Origin of the sequence: Patiriisocius sp. (assembly GCF_051252435.1) — a bacterium.
Classification (GTDB): domain Bacteria; phylum Bacteroidota; class Bacteroidia; order Flavobacteriales; family Flavobacteriaceae; genus Patiriisocius.
In genome coordinates, this window is the sequence record NZ_JBPOFW010000007.1 from 85,030 (window position 1) to 97,967 (window position 12,938).

11 protein-coding genes are annotated in these 12,938 nt (G+C 36.5%); 8 read left to right on the plus strand and 3 right to left on the minus strand.

Going from position 1 to position 12,938, the window contains the following annotated elements; all coding sequences use genetic code 11:
* The first annotated feature begins 102 nt into the window (after positions 1-102).
* From ACSHW7_RS14075 to apaG, 5 genes are all read left to right on the plus strand, one after another.
* Positions 103-1,356 (plus strand): DUF5103 domain-containing protein, encoded by a 1,254-nt coding sequence (locus ACSHW7_RS14075; protein WP_435680007.1) that lies wholly within the window; start codon positions 103-105, stop codon positions 1,354-1,356.
* Positions 1,357-1,525: 169 nt separating this feature from the next.
* A complete protein-coding gene (locus ACSHW7_RS14080; RefSeq protein ID WP_435680008.1) occupies positions 1,526-1,948 on the plus strand; it encodes a hypothetical protein in 423 nt (140 codons plus the stop codon).
* A gap of 116 nt (positions 1,949-2,064) precedes the next feature.
* Entirely contained in the window at positions 2,065-3,453 is a 1,389-nt protein-coding gene (locus tag ACSHW7_RS14085; RefSeq protein ID WP_435680009.1) for a pyridoxal phosphate-dependent decarboxylase family protein, read from the plus strand.
* A gap of 23 nt (positions 3,454-3,476) precedes the next feature.
* Positions 3,477-4,868 carry a DUF3667 domain-containing protein gene (locus ACSHW7_RS14090; protein ID WP_435680010.1) on the plus strand — a complete coding sequence of 464 codons (1,392 nt, stop codon included), beginning with the start codon at positions 3,477-3,479 and terminating at the stop codon, positions 4,866-4,868.
* A 1-nt stretch (position 4,869) separates the two neighbouring features.
* The gene (gene apaG / locus ACSHW7_RS14095) at positions 4,870-5,256 is read left to right on the plus strand and encodes a Co2+/Mg2+ efflux protein ApaG (RefSeq protein ID WP_435680011.1); all 387 of its coding nucleotides are present in this window, start codon (positions 4,870-4,872) and stop codon (positions 5,254-5,256) included.
* Here the strand turns inward: apaG and ACSHW7_RS14100 are convergent.
* Positions 5,225-6,250, minus strand: a complete 1,026-nt coding sequence (locus ACSHW7_RS14100) for a DUF6695 family protein (RefSeq protein WP_435680012.1) — start codon at positions 6,248-6,250, stop codon at positions 5,225-5,227. The genes apaG and ACSHW7_RS14100 overlap by 32 nt on opposite strands.
* Entirely contained in the window at positions 6,247-6,951 is a 705-nt protein-coding gene (locus ACSHW7_RS14105; protein WP_435680013.1) for an NRDE family protein, read from the minus strand. The genes ACSHW7_RS14100 and ACSHW7_RS14105 overlap by 4 nt, the downstream gene beginning before the upstream one ends.
* 263 nt (positions 6,952-7,214) lie before the next feature.
* Here ACSHW7_RS14105 and pruA point away from each other — a divergent pair, with 263 nt between their 5' ends.
* Positions 7,215-8,840 (plus strand): L-glutamate gamma-semialdehyde dehydrogenase, encoded by a 1,626-nt coding sequence (pruA, locus tag ACSHW7_RS14110; protein ID WP_435680014.1) that lies wholly within the window; start codon positions 7,215-7,217, stop codon positions 8,838-8,840.
* Positions 8,841-9,100: 260 nt separating this feature from the next.
* Here the strand turns inward: pruA and ACSHW7_RS14115 are convergent, their stop codons facing one another.
* The gene (locus ACSHW7_RS14115; RefSeq protein ID WP_435680015.1) at positions 9,101-10,159 is read right to left on the minus strand and encodes an Omp28-related outer membrane protein; all 1,059 of its coding nucleotides are present in this window, start codon (positions 10,157-10,159) and stop codon (positions 9,101-9,103) included.
* Between the two features lie 166 nt (positions 10,160-10,325).
* Between ACSHW7_RS14115 and ACSHW7_RS14120 the strand changes: the two genes are divergently transcribed.
* Complete coding sequence (locus ACSHW7_RS14120; protein ID WP_435680016.1) at positions 10,326-10,811, plus strand: TlpA family protein disulfide reductase; 486 nt, start codon at positions 10,326-10,328, stop codon at positions 10,809-10,811.
* Between the two features lie 160 nt (positions 10,812-10,971).
* Entirely contained in the window at positions 10,972-12,642 is a 1,671-nt protein-coding gene (locus ACSHW7_RS14125; RefSeq protein WP_435680017.1) for a DUF6029 family protein, read from the plus strand.
* Positions 12,643-12,938: the final 296 nt, after the last annotated feature.

Consider the following 12,938-nt stretch of genomic DNA (forward strand, 5'->3'; position numbering starts at 1 on the left):
TTTATATTAGCAACATCAAATAAGATTTTAGATGATTTCTGAAATTTTAAAACAACTTTAATTTCTTAATTATATCACATTTCAGAAACAAAAATAACTCACATGCGTACAACCATTCTTTCCATATTTATTTTCATAGTTTCATTTCAGCAGACATTCTCGCAAGCTATTGAAGTTATTGAACCTTACCACATTAGAACCATCCAATTTAGAGGTACGTCTGCCCAAAGCCAGTTGCCCATTATTCAATTAGGACAGCGACTACAGCTCTCTTTTGACGATATCAATGGTGATGAATCTGATTACTATTATAAGATTGACCACTACAATTTTGACTGGACACCAACCGATTTGTCCAAAGGGGAATACCTCGACGGCTTTGACGATGTGCGTATAGAAACTTACGAGAATAGTTTTAACGCACTACAATTGTATTCAAATTATTTTTTTACGATTCCCAACAGAGAAACGCGCGGTCTCAAAAAAAGCGGTAATTATTTATTGACAATCCTCGACGATGACCGCAACGTGGTTTTTACTAGAAAATTCATGGTGATTGAAAGAGTGCTAAGCGTAGCTGTTGAAATTAAACGCGCCCGAGATATTCGTAAAATTGATGAACAACAAGTGGTTCAATTTACAGTAAACTCACCCGAATTATTACTCATCAACCCAAAACAAAATGTAAAAACGATGGTGATGCAAAATAGTAATTTGAAAACTGCTATTGTTGATTTGGTTCCTCAATATACAATTGGCTCCGAGTTGATTTATCGCTACGACCAAGAAGCAGCTTTTGAAGGCGGAAACGAATTTTTATTCTTTGACAACAAAGACATTCGCTCTGCAACAAATGGTGTGCGCCGCGTACAACTAAATGATTTATACGAGAATTTTTTATATACAGATGTTGACCGAAGCACCCGCCCATATACATTTGCTCCAGACATTAACGGTAATTTTCTAGTCCGCAACCTCTATGCGGAAAATCAAGACATAGAAGCCGAATATGTTGTTATGCATTTTAACCTGCAATATTTTGAAGACCTCGGTGACAAAGAACTTCACATCTACGGAAATTTCAACAATTGGACCATCGACGAAACAACATTCATGCGTTACAATAAAGAGAGCGACAGTTATCAAAACGCGCGTCTTTTTAAACAAGGTTTTTACAATTATAAATATGTGCTCGTAAATAGAGACGGCTCCATCGAACAAGGTCCCATAAGTGGTAATTTTTGGCAAACCGAAAATGACTACACCGTACTGGTTTACTACCGCGCCCCGGGCTCTCGTTTTGATAGATTATTAGGTGAAGGAATCGGGAATTCTACTACGATTAATAATAATTGATAACACATGTAATTGGCCTACAAATATCAAAATAGGAAGTAATAGAAAATGTTTTTGATTATAACTAGCAGATAAAAAATACAGCTCTAGCTAAATATATCGAAAACACATCTTATCATTGAAAATCATTTTAGTTCCCTATCTTTAGAAAGAATAAATTACAAGAATTATGGGAATTAATAGTAAACCTCCATTTTCCTTTTGGATCATCGCTATATCTGCCGTTTTATGGAATATTGTGGAAATTTATTTCAGTTCAGTTGAATTAGATTTTTTACAGGAAAATTCCACAGTTGAAGAATTTAAAAATTTTCAGGCACTCCCCTTTTGGTATATAATAGTCTTTATTATTGCAATCATTTCTGAAATGCTCGGCAGCTTCATGTTGATAATTAGACAAAAAATTGCTACTCTTTTTTTTATGATTGCCCTTGTTACTTTAATCTTTATTGAAGGTTATTGGTTATTTGTTGTTGACATTCAAAAGACATCCTTAATTTTCTCTGTCATCATACCCGTTGTAGTCATTGCAATTGCATCCTTTCTTTATTTCTACAGTAAAAGAGCATCAAAAAAAGGCTGGCTCAGTTAAAAGTCACGCCTATAATCCTTAGATTAAAATATTTTATTAATTTTTAAAACTCATTTATTAGCAAAAACCACTCTCTTCAATTCTGTTATCTTTGCAAAAAAATCCAAATCCCCAAAATGCAAAAAGACCTCGAACTCTTTCAAAGACTTGCCAATAAACTATTTGAAGCAGAACATAAACAACCCATCGCAACCCCAATTCCTGCGGAGAAACTCTACGATACGCTTAGCATTGCGTTAAACGATGAACCAGTTGCTGATGATTTTTTTGAAGACACACTGGGTCAACTAATTGAAAGCACTCCAAAAACTGCAACCAAGTTGTTCTTTAACCAACTCTTTGGCGGCAGAAACTCGAAGGCTACTTTGGGTGATTTGCTCGCCGTGCTCCTCAACAATAGTATGTACACCTACAAAGTAGCGGGACCGCAAGTTGGGATTGAAAAAGAAATTCTCCATAAATCTTGCAATATTATTGGCTATGGAAAAGACGCTGACGGAACTTTTGCACCCGGTGGTTCCATGAGTAATTTCATGGCGTTGTTAATGGCAAGAGATGCTTATAACGCAAACATTCCACAGGAGGGCATTACCCAAAAACTGATTGTATACACCTCAGCAGAATCTCATTATTCAACACCTAAAAACGCAGCCTTTGCAGGAATTGGACGCAAGCAAGTACGTTTTATAAAAACAAACGATGTAGGCGAAATGCTTCCATCAGATTTAGAAAAACAAATCAACGAAGACATTGAAAAAGGCAATCATCCTTTCTTCGTAAACGCTACTGCAGGGACAACCGTACTAGGAGCGTTTGACCCCATTGAACCACTGTCAAAAATTTGCAAGAAACACGATATTTGGCTGCACGTTGACGGCGCATATTGTGGCAGCGTAATTTTCAGCCAGAAATACAAATATTTAGTAAAAGGACTGGAGCATACAGATTCGTTTAGCTATAACGCGCACAAAATGCTCGGCACGCCCCTATCTTGTTCCATAATTTTAACGAAGCACAAAAAACATTTGCACGATTCTTTTTCAAATGACGCGGCGTATTTGTACCAAACAGATGGCGACGATTATAATTTAGGGAAGACTTCGTTGCAATGCGGGCGTCGCAATGACGCGCTAAAATTCTGGACTTTATGGAAAAGTGTGGGCACAAATGGACTTGAAAAAATGGTGGATCACCAATTTCATCTGGCCGATGTTGCTCGCAATTATATAAAGAGCAACCCAGATTATACGCTCTATAGTTTTGACGATTCGGTTTCAATTTGCTTTAACTACAAAGGCATTCCAGCGCAGGAATTATGTACCCGTTTGTATGAAGATGCTGCACTCATGGTGGGCTTCGGAAATTTTAAAGGCGAAGAATTTGTGCGTTTGGTTACTATCAATGCTGGTAACGAAGACGCTGATATTTTAAATTTCTTCAAAATCTTAGAAACCTTTGTGGCTGAAAATAAAAAAATCATCCCAACCAAAGCGTTCGCTCAGTAAAAAATGTTTGCTATTTTTATACCATGAGCAACACTCCTAATGCTAGTGGCAAAGAAGAACCTATAAAAAACCTCGGGGAAAGCGAAACACCCTCCAACGGGGTTGCAGAAACGTCGTCACAGGAAGTCGAGCCTAAAGAAAAAGTCTCAAAAAAAGATGAAGTTTCAAAAAACAGCCGCAAGCATTTTAAATATCGCAGTAATCAATGTTTAAATTGCGGGCAACCCCTTGACCTTAGCGACCGCTATTGCTCGTATTGTTCACAACTAAACAGTACAAAACAACTAAGCTTTAGCGATTTTTTTGCTGAATTTTTCAGCAGTCTTGTGAGCTATGATTCACGATTATGGTTTACGCTCAAAGATTTGCTTTTTAAGCCCGGCACGATTACAAAAAACTATGTCGAAGGCCATCGATTGCGGTATGCAAATCCATTTCGTTTTTTCTTGAGTGTATCGATTATTTATTTTTTGATAACAGGATTTTTAGATTTCATCATCCCGAATGACAGTTTTGAAAGCGGAAAAGATGATAGTGGAATTGTACAATATGACGTTCGTGAAACCATAGATGAGTCTGAAGACGAAACTGATACAACAGATGCGTATTTAAACGAAGAAACGTATGTTTCAAATCCCGATTGGGAAAATGAAGTAGCCGATGCTTTTAACGACACTACTAAAGTTGCGACAACGGTCAACAATAAGCAATCACCTAAAATTTCCGAAGAAAACAAGAGAGCAGACTTCAATAAAGAATCTATTGAAACCGACACTATTGTAGCAGTATCAGATAAAAAGGCAGAGAGTAAAAAATTGATTCCCAGTTATCTCACCGAAGAGCAAATCCAAAAGAGCGATTGGACGGAACGCGCTTTTAAACGTTTTGAAACATACAACGATTTTTACGATTACACCGAAATCACCAATGCAGGCAGGGCACTTGACAGTCTCAAACACCCGCCAACGAGATTTAATTTATGGCTTTATGAGAAAAATAATGTAGTAAAAAGAGTGAAAGAAGATCCTGAAAAATTTATCAGCTATCTTTCGGGTAAAGTGCCATTTTTCTTGTTTTTCTTTGCCCCGCTTTTTGCGCTATTCTTCTGGCTTATTTATTCAAAAAAGAAATATAGCTACATGGAGCATTTGGTATTCATCTTCCATATTTTCAGTTTTATATTTTTGTCACTGCTCATTTTGGCAATCCCAAAAGCGATATTTGATACCGATATTTTTACTGGAATTTTATTCCTTTTTATTGGTCCGTTCTACTTATACAAGGCGTTACGCAATTTTTATAAACAGTCCAGAATTATAACAATTATAAAATTCGTATTTTTAAACAATGTATTTATAATTGCAGCATCCATCGCTGCGGTGTTCTTTTTTGCAATAACAGCAGCAACGTATTAATATGATTCAGTTAGTTACACAAGGTATTCGAGTATCCATTAGAACTCGGTTTGAAGGCGCTTTTATCAGAGATGGTGTAAAGCAATATGCCTTTGCCTATACAATTCATATTAAAAACGAAGGCAAAAATATCGTGCAACTAAAGAACAGACATTGGCAAATTAAAGATGCATTAAACGAAATAGACTTAGTGTACGGCGAAGGTGTTGTGGGCAAAAAACCAGTAATCAAACCTGGAGAATCTTACACCTACAGTAGTGGTTGTTTATTGAAAGCGCCCTTTGGATCTATGAGCGGTTGGTATGAAATGATCAACTTTGAAACCACTGAAAAATTCAAAGTGAAAATCCCTAGTTTTAAGCTGAATGCTGCTTTTGCGATGAATTAAATTCTGCATACGATTGCACATTTTCCAAACGCAATTTTTCTCCATTTTGAAGCACGTGGCAATACGCACAATGCGAATCGTACGTAAAAGTAAATGGCTGTGAATTATCAAAATCTGATGAAATATATACTCCATCATAATCGACCTCCAGCAAATCATTATACCTACGTACCCTAAAATGCCCTTTGGGCAATTTTTCTTCAACCACTTCAAACCACGCGTTGCTGCCTATTCCTTCTAATTTTGTAAAACCTTTTTTTTTAAATGCTCCTATTTGTTCTTCGGAAATGTGACTCACCTTTTTAGGTGCTTTTTTATCAAAATAATTCGTCAAATTTTCTTTAAGTGCGCTACTATTATAAGGCAATACAACACCATTATGTATTTGAAAAATTTGACTTTCAATGGAAGCTTTTTCAACATTACCTACTGTGCTGGGCGTGAATTTTTTATTGAAGTTTAATCTTTTGATAATTTTTAAATCATCTGTTGAAGCGATTATGGTATCGGTCACAAAACGGGAGCAGTTACTTCCATTCTTGTCGAAGGCTCGGTAATGAATACTTCCTCTTCCTTGTAGTTCAGATATATAATCATCAGCTTTTTTAAAATCTATCGTATCACAAACCGAAGCAAGCAATCTGCCAGAGCCATGCGTTTTTTGAGGGTTTGCATCGAGCCACAATAAAAATTCTTCAAGATTTACTAAATTTTCATCGGTATCAATTTCAGCTTCAAAAGGAATTATTAACTCGGCATCTGTGTTTGCACCTCGCACTCTTCCGTGTCCCGGAGGCGTTACATATCTGCCAAAATCAAAATATCGTGATTTCCCTGTTTCGTTTTCGATTAACACCAGTGCAGCATGTCCCGCTTTAATGTATTCGCGCGTGCCCAATCCAACTAGTGGGAGCATTTTGCAGATAAACTCAGTACTCATTTTTACAAAAGTATCGGGAAATGCGAGGACGATTATTTTTCCTGAATACTTCAAAAAGTAGTGTTTGTTGTGGTTTGAGTTTGTAAATCTTCGTAACGCATATTGACTGTATCTTTTTTCATCTCTATTTGCGTAATGCTCTTGGTTTTTACAAAGCCGCGATCCATTATAACATCATTTACGATGTCTCCCGTGCCTGCGGTTTTATGAAAGTTTAAAATTTGAGCGGCAGAGGGTCGCAGTTGCTTAAATATAAATTCTGAAAACCAAGATTCTCTTTTTCTTTTAATTTCTGGGCTGTATAATAATGAGGACGACCAAATATGGGGCGCAAAGGGTTTTTCGGTAAAATGTGCTTTACTTCCATCCCAAACCAGTTCAAACAATTGCACATCTTTTGACCAATCTACAGCAATAATGGTGAATGGCTCGACGTCTTTAAAATCGTAGGAATCGATTTCGGGTTGTAACATTTCCGCAGTGAGCAAATCGGTTACAATAATGCCGCGGCTCATTCTATACGATTCTTTGCGTTCGTGAGAGGTAAAGCCTCCGTTCAATAAACAAATAAGTCTTTTCTTTTCTGAAATACCAATCCAAGTCCCACACGCCAATTCATCTTTTGGGAAAAGTAATTTTGTGCCGTTCACATCGTATTCTTTAGGTGCGATAGTTTTGCGTTCCGGTGCTTCGTCTCTATTTGAAGTGAGGACAAAAGTATCAAAGGAAGTAGGAGTAAATGTTACGGTACACATAAAATGATTTGTCTTTTTGTTTAATATTCACTTACAAAACCAAAACAAATGTACTCAATTAGCACTTCGGAAAAAATACGATGGTTTAAATGCTATTGAGTTTTAAAGGCTTTTGATACATTTTAGTTTTTGTACCTTTGCACACTGAAAAACGAGATGGGAAATATGTAATTTTTTGCTCATTTCAGAAATATTAAAAACAAACTACTAATCGATACCGAGAGGATTGATTTTCAATCGGTTTCAGAACTAAAAATAAGACTATGGGAAAAGGTTTTTTCAAGGTACCCGTTGCGGTTAACGAACCCGTTAAAGATTACGCAATAGGTTCTCCGGAACGCGCTGAGGTTTCAAAAATGTACAAAAAAATGTACGATCAAACCATTGAAGTTCCGCTTTTTATCAATGGTAAAAATTTAAAAACGGGAAATACGGCGACGATGAGTTGCCCTCACGACCACAAACATATTTTAGGGACATACCATAATGCTGAGAAAAAGCATATTGACAAAGCAATTAGCACGGCACTTGACGCACGTACAAAATGGGCCGAAATGCCTTGGGAGCAACGCGCCGGCATCTTTTTAAGAGCTGCGGAATTAATCGCGGGTCCTTACAGAGCTAAGATCAACGCAGCAACAATGCTTGGCCAATCTAAAACTATTTATCAGGCTGAAATTGATGCAGCCTGTGAGTTGATAGACTTTTTGAGGTTTAATGTTCAATTTATGACCGAAATCTACCACGAGCAACCAGCGTCAACATCGGGTGCTTGGAATAGATTGGAATATCGCCCACTTGAAGGATTTGTATATGCTATTACGCCTTTTAACTTTACTGCTATTGCGGCAAACTTGCCAGCGAGTGTAGCATTGATGGGTAATGTTGTTGTTTGGAAACCTAGCGATAGCCAAGTATATTCAGCAAAAGTAATCCTTGATATTTTTAAGGAAGCTGGTGTACCAGATGGAGTTATAAATATGGTCATGGGAGATCCTGTAATGATTACCGATACGGTACTCGCAAGCCCAGATTTTAGCGGATTGCACTTTACAGGCTCAACAAATGTATTTAAAGACATTTGGCAAAAAATAGGAACTAACATTCACAATTATAAAACGTACCCACGTATTGTTGGTGAAACTGGAGGTAAAGATTTTATCGTTGCCCATAAAACGGCAAACCCACAACAAGTTGCTACGGCAATTGCGCGTGGTGCTTTTGAATTCCAAGGACAAAAATGTAGCGCGGCCAGCCGTTGTTATATTTCCGAAAGTATTTGGGACAAAGTTGAAAAATTCTTGGTTGCAGATGTAAATTCATTTAAAATGGGATCTCCCGAAGATATGGGCAACTTTATCACGGCGGTTATCCACGAAGGCAGTTTTGATAAATTAGCGAGTTATATTGACAAAGCTAAAAAAGATAAAAAAGCGAAAATTATCGTTGGAGGAAACTACGATAAAAGCGAAGGATACTTCATTGAGCCTACCGTTATCGTTACAAAAGACCCAAACTATACAACGATGAGCACGGAGCTTTTTGGCCCTGTTGTGACCATCTACGTTTTTGAGGACAAGAAATGGGAAGAAACTCTTGAACTTGTTGACAATACTAGCGAGTATGCATTAACTGGTGCCGTTTTTAGCGAAGACCGCTACGAACTTGAAGTTGCCATTAAAGCGCTAAAGAATGCTGCTGGTAACTTTTATATAAACGACAAACCTACCGGTGCAGTTGTAGGTCAACAGCCATTTGGTGGCGCAAGAGCGAGTGGAACAAACGACAAAGCTGGAAGTAAATTAAACTTGTTGCGTTGGATTTCTCCACGAATGATCAAAGAGACTTTTGTATCTCCAACAGATTATAAATATCCATTTTTAGGATAGGTTTTTAGATTTCTTCGGAAATATAAATGACTGACACTAATTTAGCTCAAAGCCACATCGATTTTATAATTGATGTGGCTTTATCTTTTAATTATTCTTTAAAGTAACTGAATTTTTAACAACGATTATATACTGAGAGCCATTCTACCTATTTTAAAAAATAATTTTATATCACCCACCCTTAAAATTTCCAAAGAAAAAAGGCTACCCATTAGGCAGCCTTTATAATTTAGTAACGTTTTAAAACGGTTCCGAAATTACTATTCGTAAGACTTGTTCTCTTGAATGTGTGCGTGCTGAGCGTTTCTAGCAGTATTATCTGCTTTCACCAACATTGCTACTATTGAAAGATTATCTGTTACAAAATCGGAAGGAATTGTAGTGTTGTATGTTTTTGTAAATTCCTCCAAAGCTCCTGTTGCAGTAACTTCGTCACCCAAAACAGCTGACATTGAAATTCTCAAAGCATCGTTATGTACAAAATCTAGGATAGGGTTACCTCTCCCGAAGTAGATACTCGTTGGATCTTGGTCATAATAGTTAGTTTGCTTGTGTACTATTCCGCTTTCTAAAAGATATACTACAATTTTATCCCCAGCAGTAATACCATCTTCTGATACTACATTGATTTCTGTAATTAATTGGTTACCATTTAACGTTGAGTTTATAGACAAAGCAACGTTTGTTGGCTCACCTGCAACGGCAACAATATCATCAATAGGCTGTGGATTCAGCCAAACCGTTGTTCTATCAATACGTGCTTGAGGAAGTCCCGCTCCTGGTTCAAAAAATGCATCTCTCAATATTGGCATCCCATCAAAATCCATTGGATCTGGGTCACTGTTTACTCCTTCGTGTATTGCCACAACCGCAAGATGTTCTGTAGCATCTAGGGCTTTTTCAATAGCTTCAGCTACTCTTGGACAAAATCCGCACCATGTGCCGGTGTAGTCTTCAAGTACCACTTTTCTTTTTGGAATAATGACTTCAAAAGTTTCAGAAGTTGTAGTAACAGGCACTCCATTTTCTTCATACTCGGCGTATACTTCAAATTCTCCAATTTCAGCAGAAGAAAAAACCGAGCCTTCAATTGCACTCCCATTTACATAGAACGTAGCGATATCGTTAATATTTTCACCAGACTCGTTAGTAAGGTTGAAAGGGATTTCTTGATTACGCAATGATGCCTTTCTCACAAAATTTTCAACAGTAATTTCAACTGTTTCTTGAGTTAAAGGAACATTTTCCTCTGTTTTGCTACAAGATGTGATTGTTAGTGTTGCGATAGCAACCCATAAGATATTTTTGAACTTTTTCATTTTTGGCATTTTAATTGTATTTACAATGATAATAAATAAATATTGTATTCTCAACTACCATAGTGTTTTAGTAGGTTAACGAGTGATTTAATTCTATAACGTCGATGGTAAAATTTACAATAAATTTAACTATTATTGCTAACATTAAAAAATCAAAACGTTAATTATGAAAAAAATAGTATTCACTTTAGCACTCACTTTTTCGTTGGTCGGATTTTCTCAGGAAAAATTACCATCAGTTTCTCTTGAAACCATAAATGGAGATACAACAACTATTCAAAATGCCGCAGAGAAAAGCGATATTACAATTGTTTCACTTTGGGCAACGTGGTGTGTACCATGTATTAAAGAGCTTGATGCAATAAATGATGTTTACTCAGATTGGCAGGATGAAACAGGTGTTTCGTTAATTGCCGTATCTGTTGATGACAGTCGTACTGTAAGAAGAGTGAAGCCTTTAATTAATGGAAAAGGTTGGGATTATGAAATTTTACTTGACACCAACAATGATTTAAAAAGAGCACTAGGTGCTGCAACCGTGCCACTTACGGTTTTAATTAAGGACAATAAGATTGTTTATAGACATTCTGGTTATAGTCCAGGTGCTGAAGACGAACTTTATGAATATGTGAAAAAATATTCGAAAAAATAAAAAATAGCCCACAAGGCAAAACAGATATCTAATTAAAATGTTAGGTTTGAAAATAAGTGTTTATTTTTAGACCTAACATTTAACTTTTAAAGACAACTATTTTCCTAGATAACCACTAGGAATTTAATAGATAACTTAAATCAACCAAACAACTATATTGATGAAAAAATTACTGCTAACTGCCGCGTTTCTTTGTACAATCTCATCTTCATTTGCCCAAGAAGGCGGGTATTTTTTTGGAGGCTTTGAATCAAATTCGCAATGGCTTCTAGATGACGACGGTATTAACTTTGTAGCTCCGGAAGACAACTTTAGGTCAAACAATTATTTCCAACTTAATTATTCCCTCGGAAAATTCACTGCCGGAATTCAGTACGAAGCCTATTTACCAGATGCACTATTGGGTTATTCCCCGGTGTATGAAAACGGAAACGGTGTTGGAACTTATTATTTAAATTATAAAGCTGAAAAACTTGATGTAACGGGGGGATATTTTTATGACCAGTTTGGTAGTGGTCTTGCTTTTCGTTCATGGGAAGACAGACAATTGGGTATAAACAATAGTATAAGAGGAGCACGGGTAAAATATAATATAACGAATTATGCAGATTTTACAGCACTGTATGGACAACAACGTATAGGATTTGAAGTTTCAGAAGGGACGCTCCAAGGATTAGATGCCAATATAGATTTGAGCACAGCTCTGGGAATTGAAGCTGTTGATTTAAGATTTGGCGCTAGCTACGTAAATAGGTATCAAGACCAAGGTGTACAAACTTTTTTACCAAGCAATGTAAGTATTGCAGGTGCAAGATTGGATTTTGTTGTTGGTCCAGTTTATGGGGGGGTTGAAGTAAATACAAAATCGAAAGACGCCTTGTTTTTTGAAGGCAACTTAGTTTCAGAAAAACTATACGACGGTACTGCTATGCAAGTTAATTTAGGGTATTCTCAAAAAGGACTTGGTATCAATGGTACTTTTAGAAGATTAGAAAATTTCAATTTTTATGCAGATAGAGAAGCGGCTGGAAATCAATTTAATGATCAAGTTGTGAACTTTTTACCTGCTTTATCAAAAACCCAAGATTATTTATTGACAAACATATATGTGTATAATGCACAACCGGGCCTTGTCATTGAACAAGCAGAGCAACGCGCTGGTGAAGTTGCTACACAGTTTGATGTGTATTACACAATAAACAAAGGAAGTGCTTTAGGTGGAAAATATGGGACAAAAATCGCAGCCAATTTTTCATATGCTGGAGCGCTCGATGCAGAATATAATATAGATAATAGATTTTATGAAGCAAAATTTATTGGCTCAGGAAGTCGTTATTACCGTGATTTCAATTTTGAGATTAAAAAGAAGTGGACGCCTACATTTAGTTCCGTTGCTACTTATCAAAATGTATATATTGACAAAGCTATTTCTCAAGGAGGGTTTGTGGGAACTCAAGGCGAAATAAAAGCTCAAATAGCAGTTCTTGAAGGAACTTATAAATTAAAAAACACTCAATCTATTCGCGCAGAGGCTCAACACCTATGGTCTGAACAAGATCGACAGAACTGGATGGCAGCAGTGGTTGAATATAACTTCAGCTCTAGATTTGCCATGTACGTTTATGACAATTGGAACTACCGTGAACTGAGCTATGATGGGGAAGAATCACAAATACATTATTATAGTGTGGGTGGTAGTTATACTGAAGGCCGCACGAGATTATCCATGAACTACGGTCGTCAACGTGGAGGACTCATTTGCGTAGGTGGAGTTTGTAGAGTAGTACCAGAGAGCAATGGTCTAAGTGCAAGCTTGAACATTTCTTTCTAAGCGGAAATATTACACAAGTAAAATATAGAAAATGGCGCCAAATTTATGGCGCCATTTTTTTGTTTCTATTATTTAGATTTTAGCTTTAAATATAAAGATTAGATAATCTACAATCAATTGGTTCAACGACTTCCCTTGTGTTATGAAAATGGCAATTTTTAAATGAATATCTAAAACACTTCAGAATAAAAAATTTAAGCAAATATTCAATGAAATTGTATTTGCTTTAATTGACTATTCTATTTCAGAAGAAAATAGCTACTTTATAATATTGAAGTTATTATAGCAAATAAGCT